This window comes from Pseudomonas sp. yb_9 (assembly GCF_043103635.1).
GTDB lineage: Bacteria > Pseudomonadota > Gammaproteobacteria > Pseudomonadales > Pseudomonadaceae > Aquipseudomonas > Aquipseudomonas monteilii.
Genome location: NZ_JBICKA010000061.1, coordinates 1 through 20,211, shown reverse-complemented (window position 1 = coordinate 20,211; position 20,211 = coordinate 1). Strand labels below are relative to the sequence as shown.

Here is a 20,211-nt window from a genome sequence, read left to right as displayed (position 1 = left end):
TCACCCCCGGCGGCAAGCCGGGGAAGTTGTCGCTGAATATATCAGCGCTCGGTGAACACCACGGTACGCGCGGCCACCACCAGACAATCGGTCAGCTCCGGTGAGGAGAACTTGGTAAGGATGGCGTTGGCCCCGGCCTGGGTTGCCTTTTCGCTGCTCATGGCGCTGTCCAGCGAGGTGTGCAGCAGCACGTAAAGGTGCTGGAAATCGGGGGTTTCGCGCAGGGTGCGGGTGAAGGCGTAGCCGTCCATTTCGCTCATTTCGATGTCGGAAACGATGATGTTGATCTCCTGCGGCGTACCCTGCAGTTCCAGCAACACGTTAATGGCGTCTTTGGCGCTGCGCGCAGTGTGGCATTCGATGCCCAGGTTACGCAGGGTGTGCACTGACTGCTGCAGGGCTACCTGGCTGTCGTCCACCACCAGGATATTGGCGGCGGCCAGCAGGCTGGCGTCTTCTTCGCTCAAGGTGCCATGGGGCGGTTCGGCCACGGGTGGGGCGATGGCATGGATGACTTTTTCGATGTCCAGCACCTGCACCAGGGTGTTGTCCACCCGGGTTACGCCGGTGATGAACGAGCGGTTGCCTGAACCAAAGGGCGGCGGTTTGATGTCGGTGCTCAGGCAATGCACGATGCGGCTGACCGCCTGCACATGCAGGCCTTGGCGCGACCGGCTGATCTCGGTGACGATCAGGCAGCCGGCGTCCGGGTCGGCAAGAGGTCGCTCGCCAATCGCGCGGGACAGGTCGATGACCGACAGCGAATGGCCGCGCAGGGTCGCCACGCCTTTTACGTGGGGATGCGCCTCGGGCAGCTTGGTCAGCGGCGGGCAGGGGATGATCTCGCTGACCTTGAGCAGGTTGATTGCCATCAGCTTGCCGCTGCGCAGGGTGAACAGCAGCAGGGACAGCGAGTCCGCGCGGGCATTTTGCGTGGCCATGGTGACCTTCGGTGGGGAACGGGGGATAACCGGTTATCGGCCCTTTGGTGGATGGCTTTAGGGTGGTGATGGAAGTTGATGGGTTCGCCTTTTTTTTTTGTTGTCGACTCGACCGAGCGCCGCCCGCGCGGCGCATCGCGAGCTGCGCTCGCTCCTACGTTTTTTTCGGGCCAGTTATGGCTGTGCCAGGCCCGCGCGCCCGCCTTGTTTGTGCGACACGATATCGAGCCATGCGCCAAGGCGTTCGCGCACAAATCCCACAGAAAAAATTGGCCGGAAACAAACGTAGGAGCTCGCGATGCGCCGCGCGGGCGGCGCTCGGTCGCACCAGCAACACAAAAATCACGTCGTACTCTAGCGTTCGCGCAGGGCCTCCCTGGCTCGGTTCAGTGGCTTGATCAGGTAATCCAGAATGGTCTTCTCCCCGGTGCGGATATCCACCGTGGCCACCATCCCCGGTACAATTGCAAAGTGCTTGCCGGCCTTGTTCTGCAAGCTGTCCTGCTCGGTACGGATGAACACCCGGTAGTAGTAGATCTCGGGCTTCACTTCATCCTGCAAGGTGTCCGGCGAAATGCCCACCACCTTGCCATCCAGCCCGCCGTACACCGAATAGTCATAGGCACTGATCTTGACCTTGGCCGCCTGGTCCGGGTGGATGAAGGCAATGTCACGCGGGGCGATGCGGGTTTCGATCAGCAGGCGTTCGTCCATCGGCACGATCTTCATCACCTGGCCCCCGGGCTGCACCACGCCACCCAGGGTGTTGACCTCGATGTCCTTGACGATGCCGCGCACCGGCGAACGCAAGGTCAGGCGGGTAAGCGAGTCGCTGCGCCCGCGCACCACTTCCGACAGGCTGTCGGCCTCGGCGCTGGCTTTGGCCAGTTCTTCCCGGGCCCGCACCAGGTAGTCGGAGCGGGCTTCGTTGGCTTTCAGTTCAAGCTCTGAACGCTGGCGGTTAAGGCGGATCACTTCAACCCGGCTGGAAGCGCCCATCTTGGCCAGGTTTTCGGTGATCTTCAGTTCGCTGCGCACGAGTTGCAGTGAGTCCTGGATGCCCGCCAGGGTTTGCTCCAGACCGCGGCGGCGGGTCTGGTAAAGCGCGGTTTCGGCGTCGATCAGTTCGGGCGAGTCGCGCAGGCTGTCGGGGAAGGTCAGCGGCTTGCCGGTTACCTCCGCCTGCAGGCGGGCCTGGCTGGCCTTGGCGGCGCGGTACTTGGCTTCACTTTCGCCAACGCTGGAGGCGGTTTTGGTCGGGTCGAGCTGTGCCAGCACCTGGCCGCGCTCGACCAAGTCGCCTTCGGCCACGCTCATCTGCGCCACGATACCGCCCTCGAAGGACTGGATCACCTGCTCCCGCGAGCTGGGGATGACCTTGCCGGTGCCGGTGGACACCTCGGTCACCTCGAACCAGGCGGCCCAGGCCAGGAACGCGGCCAGCATCACTGCGCAAATCGTGATGATACGTCCGGCGCGGAACACCGCCTGGTCGTCCTGCCCATCCAGATAGGAGGCCGGAAGTTCATGGTTGCTCATGCCTGGGCTCCTTGCAGTTTGGCCAGCGCGGCATCGCGCGTGTCATCGATGACAATGCGCCCGCCGTCGAGCACCAGGATGCGGTCGACCCGTTGCAGTACGCTCAGGCGGTGCGTGGCGATCACCAGGGTGCGGCCCTGGCAGAAGCGTTCGAGGTTATCCAGCAGCTTGCGCTCGGTCATGTCGTCCAGCGAGGCGGTGGGTTCGTCCAGCAGCAAAACCTGTGGCTGGCGCACCAGCAGGCGCGACAGCACCAGGGCCTGGCGCTGGCCGCCCGACAAACCCAGGCCACCTTCCAGAATCAGGTGGTCCATGCCCTTGGGCAGGCGGCGCACGAAGTCCAGTGCGCCGGTGGCCGCCAGCGCGGCCACCAGTTCCTGGTCGCTGGCCTGGCCGGCGCCCAGGGTGAGGTTTTCCCGCAGGGTGCCGTGGAACAGCCGAGCGTATTGCGGCAGCAGGCCGACGTCACGGCGCAGGTCGGCAGGGTCGAGGTGGGCCATCGCGATGCCGTCCAGGCTGACTTCGCCTTGCACCAGGTCCATGGCCCCGCCCAGGGCTTGCAGCAGGGTCGACTTGCCGGCGCCATTGCGCCCGAGCACGGCAATGCGCTCGCCCGGTTGGATGTCCAGTTGGCCGATATTCAGTACCGGTGGCGATTCTTCGCTGTAGCGGAAGTTGGCCTGGCGCAGGCGGTACTCGCCACGAATGGCTGGCAGGTGTACGCGGGCCTCGCCTTCGGGGTGGTCGACCGGGGACTGCATCAGCTTGTCCAGCCCTTGCAGGGCCACCTTGGCCTGCTGCCAGCGGGTCAGTACATGGGTCAGTTGCGCCAGCGGTGCCATCATCCGTGACGACAGCATCGACGCCGCCACCAGGCTACCGGTGGTGAGGTCGCCGGCGATCACCATGGGCGCGCCGATCACGATGACCACGGCAAACACGGCGCCCTGTACGTTCTGCGTCCAGGTCACCAGGCCATTGGTGAGGGTGCGCAGGCGCAGGTTGGTGTGGGCGCAGGCCGCGTTGTACTGGTTCCATTGCCGCTCGAAGCGCGCTTCGGCTTGCAGTGCCTTGATTTCGTCCAGGCCCTGGATGCTTTCCACCAGCATGGCGTTGCGCAGCGCCGACTCGCGCATGGAGGCGTTGGCCAGCCGCGCCAGGCGCCGCTGTGCCAGCACCCCGGGCACTACCATGGCCAGCAGTGCGACCAGCGGGATGAACACCAGCACACCGCCGATCAACCAGAACACCAGCAGGAACAGCAGGAAGAACGGCAGGTCGGCCAATACCGTGGCCGTGCTGGAGGTGATGAGGTCGCGTATCGATTCCAGCTCGCGCAGTTGCGAGATGAACGACCCTGTGGACTTCGGCCGCACCGAGTTGCGCAGGCGCAAGGCATGCCCGTAGACCAGGTCGCTCACCCGCAGGTCGGCGCGCTTGCCGAGCAGGTCGGTCACCTTCAGGCGCAGCAGGCGCATGCTGAAGTCGAACACCAACGCCAGCACCACACCGCCAAACAGCACGTACAGGGTGGGCAGCGATTCGGCCGGGATTACCCGGTCATACACCTGCATCGAGAACAGCACCCCCGCAAGGGCCAGCACGTTAGCCACCAGCGAGGCGACCATCACTTGCCCATACGGGCGCAGGTCGCGCAGCACGATGCGGGCGAACCAGTGGCGGTCGTAGGGCGCGGTGTAGTCGTCGGTGCGCACGTCGCGCAGCGGCCGCGCCGGGCGCAGCAGGGCGACACGGTTAATGCGGCCTTTGAGGCTGTCACGCGGCAGGCGTGAGGTCAGGCCCTGGTCGCCGGCAAATACCACCGCCAGGTCGTCCTCTTCAGTGACCGACTCGACCACCGCCAGCTGGCCATCGTCCAGCTCCAGCACCAACGGGGTTCGCCATTGCCGCAAGCCCTTGGCATCGAAGCGCACGAAGCGCAGGGCCAGGCCAGCCTGGCGCGCCATGTGGCGGAGGATTTCGTCCAGCGGGCGGGCGTCCTCGACGGCGGCCAGGCGAATGCGTTGTGGCGACACGTCCAGGCGGTAGTGATGCGCTACTTGCAGCATCACCTCCAGCCATGGCCCAAGGTCTGGCCGGTGAGCCGCTTCGGGCGCAGCAGCGGGCGCTTGGTTGGGCAGGGTCACATTGATGGAATCGGTCATGGCTGGATCTCCACCCCTTGCAGGTTGCGCCCCTCAAGGCCAAAGGCCGTGCGCAGGGCGCCGGTGTTGTACAGGCAGTCGACATCCAGGCGGAGCAGGTCGGAGCGGGTGCCGGCGAGTTCGAAGCGTGACTGGTAGATCTCCTGCTCGGCGTTGAGCAGGTCGAGCAGGGGCCGCGTGCCCAGGTCCAGGTACTGTCGGCCGTAGAGCATGCGCGCCTCCTGGATGCTGACCTGGCGTGCCTCCAGCGACGTCAGCCGTCGCCCGAGCCCGGAGGTTTGCGCCATGGCCTCGGCCAGGCCGCGACGGGCCTGCAGGCGTGCCGCATCCTCGGCAGAGTCGGCGGCGGTCAGCGCATGGCCGGCAGCGCGGGTGCGGGCGCTGATGGCGCCGCCCTGGTAGATGGGCACTTCGACGTTCAGGTAGATGCCGGCCTGGGTGCGGTCCAGGCGTGCGTTGTCGCGGTTGTAGTCGTCGTCCAGGTAGTGGTTGACCTGGGGTTGCAACGACAGGGTCGGGTAGGCTTCGGCCTTGGCCTGGGCCAGTTCGGCCTGACCTTGGGCGCGCTGGGCCAGGGCCATCAGCACGGCGGGCAGGCGGTCATCGCCCTGCGAGGGCCGTTTGCAGGCCTGGTTCAGCTCGGGCGGTGCTTGCTCGGTCAGCGCTGGCGGGGTAACGCGCCCCATCAGGGCCGCCAGGGTGGAACGCCAACGTTCGTATTGCGACTGGTATTCCTCCAGCGTGGCGCGGGCGCTTTCCACGCGGGACTCGGCTTGCACCACGTCGGAGCGGGTGCTGGCGCCCATGTCGCTGCGCTGGCGGGCCATCCTGGCAATGTCGCCGACCCCGCGAATCTGGTCGCGGGCGATAGTCATCAGTTGTTCGTAGCGTCGGGTTTCGATCCAGGCGTAGGCCGTGTCGCGGGCCAGTTCGTCGACCACCAGCAGGATGTTGGCCTGGGCACGGGCGGCGGCGGCCTGGGCCGCGCTGACGGCATTGTCGACCTTGCCGAAGTCGTAGAGCATCTGCTTGAGCGACAGGTTCAGTGCCTGGCTGTTCCGGTCACCGCCGTAACCGGTGTCATAACCGGTGCGGATACCGCCGGAAATCTGCGGGTAATACCCCGCACGGGCGACGTTGATGCCTTCACCCTGCTTGTACAGGTTGCCGATGGCTTCGGCGATGCTGGGGTGCCATTGCGCGGCTTGCAGCACCGCGTCGGTCAGCCCCAGGCGCTCGCCACTGGCCACTGGGGCCATGCCGATAGCGGGGCGGGCGGGCACCGCTTCGGGCGCATCGCGTAGCAGCGATGGCCCGATCTGGCGCAGTTGTGGGTCGATGTCGTCGGCTGCCTGGGCGGCCGGGTGGAAGTTCAGCACCAGGAACCCGAAGGCGCCCAGCAACAGCGGTGACAGCGGACTGCTTCGCTTCACATAGTTCCCTTACTTGCTGGTCGTCCATGCCGCCGGGCGCGTGCCCGGCGGGTTTGCAGCGGCCTCAGACCACATGGATACCGTTCTGCACCCACAGGTGATGGCTCGGATCCTCCTGGGCCGTGTATTGGTTATAGTCGATACCGTCGGCGGTTTGGTTCCCGACCAGCGTCCAGTTGTCTGTCATGTGAACCGTGTCTTTGTCGTCCCCCTTGATGATCAGTGTGTCGTTGCCGGTTTCGGTGATGGCCACCACGTCCGCCAGGTTCAGGGTCAGCGCGACCGCGCTGGTGTCGTTGAGGTCGATGACTTCGATGTCATGCACCCGGTCGGCCAGGTTGCCCAGGTCGATGCTGGCATCGCCGCCGTCCCACAGCAGGGTGTCGGTCCCTGTGCCACCCTCGACGCTGGCGAAGTTCTGGTCAACCACCACCAGGGTGTCGTCCCCTGCGCCACCCTGCAGGGTGATATGGCCACCCTGGCTGCCATCGAGGTGGTCATTGCCGTCGGTGCCGGCGATCACCTCTGTGGAAGCCGAAGCGGCCACACTGGCGAGTGCTACCCCTTCGTCACCGGTATCGGAGAGCAACGACATCGTGCTGGTGAGGCCGGCGGCGTTGTCCAGATTGATGGTGAGCGTAGCGGTGTCGGTGGTGCCGTTGGGGTGGGTCAGCTCGTAGGTGAAGGTGTCGTGCTGGCCGACGGCTGTCGACGTGAGCCCAGAGTTGAGGGTGTAGGTGTAGCTGCCGTCGGCATGCACGAGCAGCGTGCCGTAGGTGCCCGCCACGCTCACTCCGTTATAGCCCGGGATGGTGAAGGTGTTGGCTGCCGTCAGCACACTCAGCACGGTCAAGGCTGAACCCACGGTGTCATCCGCGAGCAGGTTGCCGGTTGCCGTGGTCGCGCTGCTGACCACGAACTCGGTGAGGTGCGTGGTGGTGGCGTTCACGCTGGTGGTGAGGGAACTGAGCAAGCCGATGCCGCCCGCTGTAACGCGTATGTGGTAGGTGCCCGTCCCTTGGTTCTGGAAGGTATAAGCCGCACCGCCACCCAGCAGGCTGACCAATGAGCTGCCAGGCACCGACTGCACCAGCACATACTGGCCGGTGGCCGGATTGAGCTTGAGCAACTCGATGGTGGTGCCGTTGAGCAGGCTCAACAGGTTGGTGGAGTTGACCACCACCTGCAGGTTGGCCGTGGTATCGGCAGCAACCGAGGTGGTGTAGGTAGCCTGGCGCGTGCCGATCACCGGCAGGCTCAGCGTGCCCAGCGAGCTGCTGCTGGTGTCCACACGGTTGACCAGGGTCAGGTAGCTGAAGCCGACGTCGTTGACGGCATCCACCACCGTGGCCGGCGCACCGTAGTTGATGTTGCTCCACACCTCCGTGGCCTGCGGGCTGTCGATACGTACATACAGGTTGGCAGAGTCGGACAGGCCGTTCGCGTGCACCAGCTGATAGCTGAACACATCGACCTTGCCGACACTGCTCGGGCTGCCGTTTGGCGTGTAGGTGTAGCTGCCGTCCGCACGGATCACCAGTGTGCCGTACAGGCCTTGTACCGTGGTGGCGCTGCCGGCCGCGACATAACTGCCGTCCTTGAACACCTGGAGCACGGCGGCGCTGTCCGGGCCACGTGCGTCCACAGTGCCATCGGTGCCCACATCGGTGATGACGTTGCCGGTGGTGGCGGTGCCAGTCCCGGTGAACTGGGTCAGGCTGGTGGCCGTGATGTCCAGCGAAGTGGTCACGTTGGTGATCAGGCCAATGCCGCCACTGCCCACGGTCAGGCGGTAGTCACCGGCTTGCAGTGTACCGATATCGACCTGCAGCCCCAGCGGCAGCACGATCAGGTCGAGCAGGCCCTGGGTGTTGCCGGTAGCCAGCGTCACCCAAGCGCCCGTCGCGTCTTTCACTTGCAGGGTGAATGTGGAGTTGTTGAGCAGCGCCAGTACGCTGTTGGTGGTCAGTGTCAGGGTCGGGTCCACCGTGGTGCCAGCGGCTACGGTCCAGGTGTAGGTCTTGGTGAGGCCCGACAGCAGCGTGGTGAAGCTGTCGGTGTAGGTCTTGGTCGCGGTGACCGGTACCAGGTTGACCGTTGCCGTTGCCAGGTTGTCGCTGGCAATGACCGGGGCGTTGGCATCCACATCGGGCGCGGTGATGGTGACGTTGCCCGATACGTTGCCACGCGTGTCGGTGAGGCCGACCGAAAGGACCTGGCCGTTGTCCTGAGGCGGGCTCAGGGTCACGGTGAAGCTGCCGTTCGGTTGTACGGTCGCGGTTTGCAGCACGGTACCGCTGGCGCTGCGCACAGTGACGGTGGCGCCTGCTTCGCCGGTACCGGTGAGGGTACTGCCGTCGGCACTGATCTGCAGGTTGCCGGCCACTGCGGGCGGGGTCAGGTCTGGTGCGGTCAGCGCGGTAGCGGTAGACACGTTGCCGGCACTGTCGGTCAGGGTGACGCTGAGCGCCTGGTTGTCGATTTGTGCGGCCGTGAGGCTGACCACGAACAGACCATTGGCGCCCACCGTTGCGGTGCCCAGGACAGTGCCGGCACTGTTGCGCACGGTGACGGTGCTGCCGACCTGGCCAGAGCCGCTGACCGAGGTGCCGTTGGCATTGATGGCCGCCACCGGTGCTGCGGGTGGCGTGGTGTCCGGTGCAGTCAAACTGGTGCTGGCGGACAGGTTGCCGGCTGCATCGGTCTGGCGCACCACCAGCAATTGCCCGTCATTCTGTGGCGAGGTCAGGGTGATGCTGAAGGTGCCGTTGGCTTGCACCACGCCGGTACCCACCTGGCCACTCGGGCCTTGCACGGTGACGGTAGCACCTGCTTCGCCGTTACCGGTCAGCACCGTGCCTAGGCTGTTGATGGTCACGTTGGTCGGCACGGCTGGCGGCTGGACATCAACGGCCGTGTAGCTGGTGCTGCCAGACGTGTTCCCTGCAGCGTCGGTCTGGCTCACGCCCAGTACCTGGCCATTGAGCTGCGCCGCGTTGAGGTTGACGGTGAACACGCCACCGCCATTCACCAACGCCGTTCCAAGCACGTTGTTGCTGGCATCGCGCACGGTCACCGTGGCTCCGGCCTCACCGGTACCGGTGAGCACCAGGCCATTGGCCGACAGGCTGGTAACCACCGGGTTGGCCGGTGGGGTGATGTCGGCCGCTTGCAGGAAGAACGGCTGCGATTCGCCGCCCAGCAGCGAAACTGCCGTCACCGAGATGTGCTGGCCGTTGAGTTGAGCCGCGTTCAGCGTGATGCTGAAGCTACCGGTTCCGATGTTGGCGAGGCCTGAACCTATCAAGTTGCCTGCGGCATCGTAGACGCGAATGCTTGCGCCGGCTGCGGCCGTACCGGTCAAGGTAAGGCCGTCGCTGCCCAGAATCGCATTGGTCGGTGGTTCGGGTGGCGGCACCAGAGGGGTGACGTATGTCACGGCGTCAGAGGTATTGGTACCGTCTGACTGGCTCACGGAGAGGAAGGCGGCTGAGCCCGGCGTCGGCGAAAGGTTTATCTGGAAGTTGCCAGCGGCGTCCACCACGCCGGTCCCGATCACGGTGCCAGTAGGGCCACCGACTCTGACGGTGACCGTGGCATTGGCTTCGCCCCTGCCGGTCAACGAGCTATAGGTATTGTCGATCGCCAGGTTGGTCACCACGGCGGGTGGCGAGGTGTCGTTGGTTTGGTAGCTGGCGGGTACCGAGGCATTGCCGGCCGCGTCCGTAGACACCACGGTCAGCAGTTGGCCGTTGTTCTGTGCCGGATTGATGACAACGGTGAACTCGCCGTTGCCACCCACCACCACCGTACCCACGATGCTGTTGTCAGGGCCGCGAACAGTGATGGTGGAGCCGGCTTCCGCCGTACCGGTCATCGACGTGCCTGCCGGGTTGAGCAGCAGGTTGCCTGGCTGCACCGGCGCTGTCAGGTCTGGTGCGGTTACCTGCAAGGGCGCCGACGGGTTGCCGGTGGCGTCCTGGGCGATCACCGTCAGTACCTGGCCATTGATTTGCGGGTTGTTCAGGTCGAGCACAAAGGTGCCGTCCGGGTCGACTGTCACCTGGCCCAGCAGGTCGCCGTTGTTGTTGACCACGGTGACGCGGGTGCCGGCTTCGGCGGTACCGATCAGTTGGGTGCCGCTGTCGTTGAGGCTGGCGATCACGGTGGCCGGCGGGGTGATGTCCAGTGCCGTGACCGTGCTGACCGTCGATACGTTGCCGCTGCTGTCGGTCAGGGTGACCTGCAGCAGTTGGCCATTCAGTTGCGGGGTATTGAGTTCGACCACGAAGGTGCCATTGGCAGCCACCACGGCAGTGCCAATCTGTGTGGTGCCGACATACACGCGCACGGTAGCGCCCGCTTCGCCGACACCGCCCAGTTCATCGCCTGCCACACTGAGCTGCAGCGCGGTTGCGGCGGCGGGTGGCGTATGGTCCGGTGCTTGAACGGTGACCGGCAAGCTGATGTTGCCGGGTGGGTCGGCCTGCTGCACCGACAGCACCTGGTGGTTGATTTGCGCGGGCGACAGCTCGACGCGGAAGGTGCCGTCTGCCAGCACTGTGCCGGTACCCAGCACGGTGCCGGCGGCATTGCTGACGGTGACCGTCGCGCCTGCTTCGCCCAGGCCGCTGACCACACTGCCGTCGGCGTTGATCACCACGGCGGTAAGGGGAGCTGGCGGTGTGAAGTCCGGGGTTTGCAGGGTGGCCACGGCCGACACGTTGCCGGTGGCATCGGCCTGGGTGAAGCTGAGCAGCTCGGCGTTACCCAAGGCCGGGCTCAGCGTGATGGTGAAGTGCCCGCTGGCATCGACGGTGGCGCTGCCGATGGGCTGGCCTGCCGGGTTGGTGACGGTGACCAGCGCGCCCACTTCGCCGCGGCCGGTGATGGTCACGCCATCGCTGGATATTGCCAGCGCGGTGGGTGCTGCGGGTGCCGTGGTGTCCGGTGCAGTGATGGCGCTGGCGGCGGACTGGTTGCCGGCGGCATCGGTCAGCACCACCTGCACCTGCTGGCCGTTGGCCTGAGGCGAGGCGAGGTTGACCTGGAAGGTGCCGTCGGCGCGGACCGTTGCGTTGCCCAGCACCGTGCCGTCGGCGGCCAGCACGCGAACAGCGGCCCCCGCTTCACCGGTACCGTTGAGCAGGCTGCCACCGCCGGCGAAGGCCAGGTTGCCAGCCGCATCTGGCGCCACGCGGTCGGGGGCAGTCAGGCTGACGCTGTTGGACTCGTTGCCGGCTACATCGGACTGGCTGGCGCTGAGCTGTTCACCGTTGATCTGCGGGGCGCTGAGGTTGACGCTGAAGTTGCCGCTGGCATCCACCAAGGCGGCGCCCAGGTCGATCCCCCCTTCGCCGATCACGGTGACCGTGGCACCTGGCTCACCGCGCCCAGTGAGTATCAGGCCGTCGTTGGACAGCACCAGGTTGGTCAGTGGTTGCGGTGCGGTGGTGTCCGGTGCCTGCAGGGTCGCCGGCAGCGACACTGCGCCGTCGCTGCCGGTGGCGCTTACCTCCAACCGTTCGCCGTTGGCCTGGGCGCTGTCGAGGTTGACGGTGAAGGTACCGTCGTTGGCTACCGGGCTGCTGCCCAGCAATACGCCGTTGGGGCCATACACCTTGACCGTACTGCCTACCGTAGCGGTACCGGTCACCGACAGGCCGTCGGCAGCCAGTACCAGGTTGTCCGGTGTCGCCGGTGCCAGAAGGCCCGGCGCGGTGACGTTTTGTGCCGGGGAGACGTTCTGTGCGGCGTCGGCCTGGACCACGCTCAGGTTTTCACCGGTGATCGCGGCTGGCGACAGGGTGACGCTGAAGTGGCCGTCACTGCCGACCGTGGCGGTGCCCAGCACGGTGTTGTCGGGTGCCCGTACGGTGACGGTCGCACCGGCTTCGCCATTGCCTGTCAGGGTGGTGCCACTGGCAGACACCGCCAGGTTGGTCACGGCCGCCGGCGGCGTGGTATCGGCTGCGGTGTAAGGCGCGGCCGGTGAAACGTTGCCAGCCGCGTCGGTAGCCGTTACCTGCAGGGTCTGCCCGTTGGTCTGGGCGCTGTTCAGGGTGACCTGGAAGGTGCCGTTGCTGCCGGTGGTCGCCGTGCCCAGCACATTGCCGCTGGCATCGCGCACGGTTACGGTGCTGCCGGCTTCGGCGTTACCGGACAGTTGCAGCCCGGTGGCGGCGAGGGCCAGTGCAGTCGGTGCAGCCGGTGGGGTGAAGTCCGGCGCGGTAACGGCCACGGCGGCAGAGGTGTTGTTGCCCGCGTCGGTTTGCGTAACGCTCAGGTGCTGGGCGTTGAGCTGGGCGCTGTTGAGGGTGAGGGTGAAGCTGCCGTTGGCGGCCACCAGGCCTGTGCCGATGATGGTGCCATCCGGGCCGCGCACGGTGACGTGGCACCGGCTTCGCCGAGGCCGGTCAGGGTCAGGCCGTTGTTGTTCAGCACCACGTTGGTGAGTGGGGCCGGTGGGGTCAGGTCCGGGGTTGCCACATTGACGGCTGGCGAGGTGTTGCCGGCGGCATCCACTTGGGTCACGCCGATGGCCTGGCCGGTGGCTTGCGGGGTGTCGAAGGTCACGGTGAAGCGACCGTCGGCGCCCACCGTGGCCGTGCCCAGCAAAGTGCCAGCGGCGTTGCGCACCTGCACGGTAGCCCCCACTTCGCCGCTGCCGGATAGCTGCCGGCCGTCCTGGCTCAGCACCGGGTTGGTGATGGCGGCAGGCGGCGTGCGGTCTGGCGTCGCCAGGCTGGCCGGGCCGGAAATGTTACCGGCGGCATCGCTGAGGGTGACTTGCAGCGCGCTGCCGCTGGTTTGCGCGCTGGGCAGGGTGATCTGGAACTGCCCACTCTGGTTGACGGTGCCGGTGGCCAGGATGGCGCCACTGGCATCGCGTACGGTCACGGTGGCGCCGGCTTCACCCTCGCCGCTGAGCACGGTGGCCGCGCTGTTGAGGCTGAGGTTGCTGGCGGCCAACGGTGCCTGCAGGTCAGGGGCTTGCAGGGTGGCCGCGAGCGAGACGTTACCCGCCGCGTCGGCCTGGGTCACGATCAGGTTCTGGCCGTTGGCGACAGCTGGCGAGAAATCGATGCTGAACAGGCCGTTGCTGCCGACGGGCGCGGTTCCCAGGAGGTTGCCCTGCGCATCGGTCACGCGCACGGTAGCACCCACTTCGCCTTGGCCGGTCAGCGTGCTGCCGGTGGCATTGAGTACGACTTGGGTCGGTGCGTTTGGCGCGGTGGTGTCGTTGGCCACGACAATGGCTGGCACCGAAGGCAGGCCATCGACGGTAGCCTTGGCGCTGACCTGCAAGATCTGGGCGTTGAGCTGGGCGCTCTGGAAGAACACACGGAAGGTGCCGTCGCTGCCGACCGTGGCGGTGCCCAGGGTGGTGCCCCCGGAGGTCACGGTAATCAGCGAGCCTACCGTCCCCTGGCCGGTCAGCAGGAAGCCGTCGGCACTGATGGACAGGGCCGAAGGTGTGGCCACCTCGGTGCCGGTCGGGCCGGCAAGTGGCACTTCGAGGGATTCGTTGCCGGCAGGGTCGATCACCACCACATCGACGGTTTCACTGCTGGTCAGCGGTGGGTTGACGTCCACCACGAAGGTGCCGTCTGGCCCGACGGTTATCGTGCCGCGCACGCCGCTACCATCCTGATTGCGGATTTCCACGGTGCTGCCAGGTTCCGCGCTACCCCCCACGGTGCTGCCATCCGGGCTCACGGTCAGGCCGGTGGCCGCATCCGGGTTGGTGGTGTCCGGGGCGTTGACGGAGACCGGAGCAGCGTCATTATCGGCTGCATCGGTCACCACCACGGTGACAGTCTGGCCATTGGTCAGCGGGGTATTCAGCGGTACGCTGAAACTGCCGTCCGGATTGACGGCCACCACAACCACATTGCCATTCCCGTCGTTCACGGACACTGAGGTGGCGCCAGGCGCATTGCCGGTGACGGTGCTGCCGTCCGGACTGACCAGCACACCCGTGGGCGCTGCCGGTGGCGTGATGTCCGGCGCATTGATCTGGCCGGGCAGGGACACATTGCCGGCCGTATCGGTCAGGGTCACATTGAGTGACTGACCGTCCAGTTGGGCGGGCGAGAGTGGCACTGTGAAGCTGCCACCTGTCGGTACGACAATGGTACCTACCAGGGTGCCGTCGGTAAGCCGCACTTCCACCGTGGACCCAGCTTCACCAGTACCCTGGATGGCGTTGCCGCCTGGGGTGATGGTGAGGCCGCCCGGCGCTGTTGGCGCGCTGCTGTCATCGGCGGTGAAGCTGGCCGATGGCGAGGTATTGCCGCCGCCATCAATCAAGACCACCGACAATACTTCGCCGTTGGTCTGAGCGGGGGCGAGCAGTACTTCGAACGTGCCGTCGGGCGCCACCTGAATAGTACCCAGCAGGTCGCCTGCCGCGTTGCGAACCTCTACGGTGGTGCCTGCCTCGCCTTGGCCGCTGAGCAGGGTACCGGTCGGATCCAGGCCTAGGCCTTGCGCCGGCAGCGGCGCCTCGAAGTCAGGCGCGGTCACGGTGCCGGCGGGCGAGTCGTTGCCGGCGCTGTCCGCCTGGCTCACAGACAGCGTCTGGCCATTGAGCTGGGGCGGGTTGATGCTCACCAGGAAGCTGCCGTCTGGCTGAACCGTGGCGGTGCCCAGTACGGTACCTGCTGTATTGGTCACACTCACCTGCGCACCCGGCTCGCCACTGCCGGTAATGGTCCTGCCATTGCTAGACAGGGTCAGGCCGGTCGGGGTCGCCGGCAACTCGGTGTCCGGTGCCGGGAGGTCGGCCGCCGCCGACAGGTTGCCGGTTGGGTCACGCTGCTCCACGGTCAGCGCCTGGCCGTTGGTCTGTGGCGGAGTGAGGGTGATTTCGAATGCACCGTTCGGCCCTGCCACGGCACTGCCCAGCACGCTGCCATCCGGCCCGCGTACGGTCACGGTGGCGCCAGGTTCGCCGCTACCGGTGACGGTGGTGCCTGTGCCATCGATGGTCGGGTTGGTGACCGCCTGCGGCGGCGTGGAATCGGGGGCGGTGAAGCTTACCGGCCCGGCGCTGTTGCCCAGGTTGTCGGTGGCCTCGACGCTCAGGCTCTCACCATTGCGCTGTGGCGCATTGAGGGTGACATCGAAGTGTCCGTCTGCACCCACTATGGCGGTGCCCAGCACGTTGCCGTTGGTATCGCGCACGGTGACGATGGAGCCACTTTGGCCCAGGCCGGTCAGGTGAATGCCTGCAGTATCGATGGCCATCCCGGAAGGTTGCAGCGGGCCATCCAGATCGGGTGCGATGACGGTGGCGGTCGAGGTATTGCCGGCCGCGTCGCGCAGCACCACGTCCAGTTCCTGGCCGTCGGTTTGCGGTGGGTTGAGCGCCACGCTGATCACACCGTCAGCGCCGACCTGGGCGTTGCCCAGCACGACACCCTGCGCGCTGATGACCTGCACGGTGGTGCCCGGCTCGCCGCGGCCAGTGAGCAGGCTGCCATCGGCGCTCAGTTGCAGTTGGGTGGCTTCATTGGGTGGCGTGATGTCAGGGGCGGTGACCTGGGTCGGCAGTGACGCGTTTCCGGCACCATCCACAGCCACCACATCCAGGGTTTCGCCGTTGGCTTGAGCCGGGGTCAGGCTGATGGTGAAGCTGCCGTCCGGGCCTGCCTGCGCGCTGCCCAGCACATTGCCCTGCGCGTCACGCACCTGCACCTGCGTGCCCGTCGGTGCGGTACCGGAGACGCTGGCGCCATCTGCGCTCACCACGACACCGCTCGGGCTCTCAGGCAGCGGTGCATCGGCAACCGTCACGCTAAGCCCTACCGAGGTATTGCCGGCGGCATCGGTCTGTACCAGCACCAGGGTTTCGCCCGCCACCAACGGCGTTTCGAGGTCGACCACGAAGGTGCCATTTGGCGCGACGGTGCCGGTGCCGAGCACCGTGCCCTGCGCATCACGCACTTCCACCGTGGCACCGGGTTCGCCACGGCCAGACACGGCCAGGCTGCCATCGGCGGCTAACACGTCAGTGACGAGTGTCGGCGCCGTGATGTCCGGGGCCACATAGCTCAGCGGTACAGAGGTGTTACCTGTCGCATCGGTCACGGTAATGGACAGTGTTTCGCCATTGGCCTGTGGCGGGTTCAGGGTCAGGCTGAAGCTGCCATCCGGCTGGGCGATGGCGCTGCCGATCAGGTTGCCCAAGGCGTCTTTCACCTCTACCCGGGCGCCGCCTTCGGCAGTGCCGGCCAGGGTATCGCCATTGGTCAACACCAGGCCCGTTGGTTGCAGGGGGGCCACAAGGTCTGGCGCAGTCAGTGGGCTAGGTGTGGAGACGTTGCCGGCAGCATCGGTCAAGGTCACCTGCAGGGAGGAGCCATCCACCACTGGGGTTGGCAATTGCACGTTGAAGCTGCCATCGGGTTGAACGGTGCCGCTCACCAGCACCTGGCCCTGGTCGTCGAGCACTTTGACGGTGGCACCCACTTCGCCGCGGCCGGAAACCATGCGGCCATCGGCGCTGATCACCAGGTTGGTGGCTGGCGCCGGCGGCGTGGTATCGCCGCCGTTATCGATGACCGGCGCGGTAACGGTACCGGCCGTGGAGGCATTGCCTGCGGCATCGGTGGCGGTTACCTGCAACTGTTCGCCTGCCACTTGCGGCGGGGTGAGGCCAATGCTGAAGGCCCCGCTGGGGCCCACCACGACACTGCCCAGCACGGTAGTGCCGTCGGCGGCCAGCACGCGTACGGTGCTGCCGGCTTCGGCGCGCCCGGTCACTGCGCTGCCATTGGCGCTGACGGCCAGCTCACTTGGTGCGGCTGGGGCGGTGATATCCGGCGCAGTCACCTGTGCCGGCAGTGACGAGGCTCCGTTGGTGTCGATGGCGACCACATCCAGCAGCTGGCCGTTGGCCTGGGCTGGGGTGAGCACAACGGTGAAGGTGCCCCCGGCACCCACCACGATGCTGCCGACCAGATTCCCATTGGCATCGTGCACTTCCACACGGCTGCCGACTGGCGCCGAACCGCTGATGCTGGTGCCGTCCGCCGCGAACACCAGGTCGCTCGGGCTGGCCGGTGTGGTCACCAGCGGTACGTCGAAGGTCAAGGCTTGGGAAGCGTTGCCGCTAGGGTCGGTCTGCACCAGGCTCAGGCGTTCGCCCGGCAGCGCGGCCGGGTCGAGGTCGAGCACGAAGGTGCCGTTGCCGGTCACCGTACCTGTGCCGATCAGTGTGCCATTGGTGTCCCGCACCTCAACGGTGGCACCGGCCTCACCGCGACCGCTCAGGGTCAGGCCATCGGCACCGACCACGATATTGCTGACTTGCGCAGGCGGGGTGATGTCCGGGGCATTGAATTGCAGCGGCGTAGAGGTATTACCGGCGGCGTCCACCAGGCGGATGTCGAGGACTTCGCCATTGGCCTGGGCGGGGGACAGGGTAATGCTGAAACTGCCGTTTGGATTGACCACACCGGTGCCGATCACGGTGCCTGAGGTGTCGCGTACCTGCACAGTGGCGCCAGGTTCACCGCTACCGGTCAAGGTAACGCCGCTGGCCAGCTCGAGGCCGGTGGGCTGAGCAGGCGCCTGCAGGTCTGGGGAGGCCACCGTGCCTGGCGTGGAGGCATTGCCGGCGGCATCGGTCAGCACCACTTGCAGGGTGCTGCCATCGTTGACGGGTGGCGTCAGGGCGATCTGGAAGGTGCCATCCGGGTTGACCGTGCCGCTGGCCAGCACGTTGCCTTGGGCATCGCGCACCTGCACGGTGGCACCCGCTTCGCCACGGCCGCTCAGCTGGCCACCGGCCAGGCCAACGACCAGGTTGGTCGGTGGCAGGGGGGGCGTGGTATCGACACCGTCGATGTCGGGCGCCGTGACGCTACCGGCGCCGGAGGCATTGCCGGCGGCGTCGGTGGCGGTGACTTGCAGCACTTCACCGTCCACTTGTGCCGGTGTGAGGGTGATGCTGAAACTACCGGTCGCACCCACCACCGCCGTGCCCAGCACCGTAGTGCCGTCGGCAGCCAGCACGCGCACGGTGCTGCCCACTTCGGCCCGGCCGGTGACAACGGTGCCGTTGGCATTGATCGCGAGTTCGCTTGGCGCGGCTGGCGCGGTGATGTCTGGCGCGCTGACCTGCACCGGCAGCGACGATGCCCCTGTGCCGTCGATGGCCACTACATCCAGCAGTTCGCCGTTGGCCTGGGCCGGGTTGAGGATGACGGTGAAGGTGCCATCGCCGCCCACCACCACGCGGCCTACCAGGATGCCATTGCCATCACGCACTTCCACACGGCTGCCCACCGGGGCAGAGCCGGTGAGGCTGGTGCCATCGGCGGCAACCACCAGGCCGCTTGGGCTATCGGGGGCAGTAGTCATTGGCACTTCATACTGCAAGGCTTCGGACGCGTTGCCGCTCGGGTCGGTTTGTACCAGGCTCAGCACGGCGCCTGGCTGGGCTGCAGGGTCGAGATTGACCGTGAAGATGCCGTTGGCGCCGACCGTGGCGGTGCCGATGACGGTACCGCCGGCATCACGCACTTCGACGGTTGCACCCGCTTCGCCGCGACCGCTGAGCACCAGGCCATTGGCACCGACCACGACATTGCTGACAGCAGCAGGCGGGGTGATGTCGGGGGCATCGTACTGCAGTGGCGCCGAGCTGTTGCCGGCGGCATCCACCACCCGCACATCCAACGCCTCGCCATTGGCCTGGGCGGGGAACAAAGTGACGCTGAAGGTACCGTCAGCGTTGACCAGGCCGGTGCCGATCACCGTGCCGGCGCTATTGCGCACCTGCACGGTGGCACCGGGTTCGCCGCGTCCGGTGAAGGTGACGCCCTCGGCCAGTGCCAGGTCAGTAGGTTGCGCAGGGGCCTGCAAGTCCGGCGAAGTGACTGAACCGGGTTGCGAGACGTTGCCAGCGGCATCGGTGAGGGTGACTTGCAAGGTGCTGCCGTTGTTCATGGCAGGAGCCAAGGTCACCGTAAATGTGCCGTCGGGGCTGACCGTACCGGTTGCCAGCACAGTACCTGCGGCGTCACGTACCTGCACGGTGGTGCCGGCTTCGCCACGCCCGCTCAGCTGGCTGCCGGCCAGGCCGACCACCAGATTGGTGGGTGCGTCGGGTGGCGTGATGTCGCCACCGTCGATGTCTGGCGCGGTGACTGAGCCTGCCGTCGAGGTGTTGCCTGCCGCATCGGTGGCGGTGACTTGCAGCACTTCGCCGTCGACTTGCGGTGGGTTGAGGGTGATGCTGAAGCTGCCGGTTGCGCCAACCACGACGCTACCCAACACGGTAGTGCCATCGGCGGCCAGTACCCGCACGGTGCTGCCCGGTTCGGCACGGCCGGTGACGACAGTGCCATCGGGGTTGACGGCCAGTTCGCTCGGGGCCGTCGGCGCGGTAATGTCTGGCGCGGTGATTTGCGTGGGTAGTGACGATACACCCGCATCGTCGATGGCCACGACGTCCAGCAGTTCGCCATTGGCCTGGGCCGGGGCCAGAACGACGGTGAAGCTGCCATCTGGGCCGGCCACGACACTGCCGATCAGCGTGCCGTTGGCGTCGTGCACTTCCACGCGGGTGCCGGCAGGCGCCGTGCCGCTGATGCGGGTGCCGTCCTCGGCGAACACCAGGTCGCTGGGGCTGGCCGGGGCGGTGGTTACCGGGACTTCGAACTGCAGCGTTTCGGAGGCGTTGCCGCTGGGGTCGGTCTGCACAAGGCTCAGTTGTTCGCCGGGCTGCGCGGCCGGGTCAAGGTCGATCAGGAAGGTGCCGTTGGCACCCACTACGCCTGTGCCGATCACCGTGCCGTTGGCATCACGCACTTCGACGGTGGCGCCGGCTTCGCCACGCCCGCTCAGGGCCAGGCCGCCACTGCCGACCACGATGTTGCTCACCGCCGCAGGTGGTGTGATATCCGGGGCATCGAATTGCAGCGGCGCAGAAGTGTTGCCAGCTGCGTCCACCAACCGAACGTCCAACGCTTCGCCATTGGCCTGGGCAGGGTTAAGGGTGACGCTGAACAGGCCATCGGCGCCCACCACACCCGTACCAATGACGGTGCCAGCGGCATCACGCACCTGCACGGTGGCGTCTGGTTCGCCGCGACCGGTGAAGGTCACGCCGTCGGCCAG

At 66.5% G+C, this 20,211-nt stretch carries 4 protein-coding genes and 1 pseudogene; all 5 read right to left on the bottom strand.

Annotated features, from left to right (window positions below):
- Positions 1-41 precede the first annotated feature (41 nt).
- Complete coding sequence (locus ACF8MI_RS17195; protein ID WP_156867376.1) at positions 42-941, bottom strand: chemotaxis protein; 900 nt, start codon at positions 939-941, stop codon at positions 42-44.
- 354 nt (positions 942-1,295) lie between these two features.
- The gene (locus tag ACF8MI_RS17190) at positions 1,296-2,480 is read right to left on the bottom strand and encodes an HlyD family type I secretion periplasmic adaptor subunit (RefSeq protein ID WP_104833403.1); all 1,185 of its coding nucleotides are present in this window, start codon (positions 2,478-2,480) and stop codon (positions 1,296-1,298) included.
- Positions 2,477-4,645 carry a type I secretion system permease/ATPase gene (locus tag ACF8MI_RS17185; RefSeq protein ID WP_104833402.1) on the bottom strand — a complete coding sequence of 723 codons (2,169 nt, stop codon included), beginning with the start codon at positions 4,643-4,645 and terminating at the stop codon, positions 2,477-2,479. Before ACF8MI_RS17185 ends, ACF8MI_RS17190 begins: the two co-directional genes overlap by 4 nt.
- Positions 4,642-6,078, bottom strand: coding sequence for a TolC family outer membrane protein (locus ACF8MI_RS17180; RefSeq protein ID WP_060500182.1), 1,437 nt, complete (start codon positions 6,076-6,078; stop codon positions 4,642-4,644). The genes ACF8MI_RS17185 and ACF8MI_RS17180 overlap by 4 nt, the downstream gene beginning before the upstream one ends.
- Positions 6,079-6,142: 64 nt before the next feature.
- Positions 6,143-20,211, bottom strand: a pseudogene (locus ACF8MI_RS17175) (BapA/Bap/LapF family large adhesin); the annotation flags it as partial.

Excerpts from the sequence above, each read along its gene's own strand:
- ACF8MI_RS17185 (WP_104833402.1), bottom strand. The coding sequence starts at position 4,645 with ATGACCGATTCCATCAATGTGACCCTGCCCAACCAAGCGCCCGCTGCT.
- ACF8MI_RS17195 (WP_156867376.1), bottom strand. The coding sequence starts at position 941 with ATGGCCACGCAAAATGCCCGCGCGGACTCGCTGTCCCTGCTGCTGTTC.
- ACF8MI_RS17190 (WP_104833403.1), bottom strand. The coding sequence starts at position 2,480 with ATGAGCAACCATGAACTTCCGGCCTCCTATCTGGATGGGCAGGACGAC.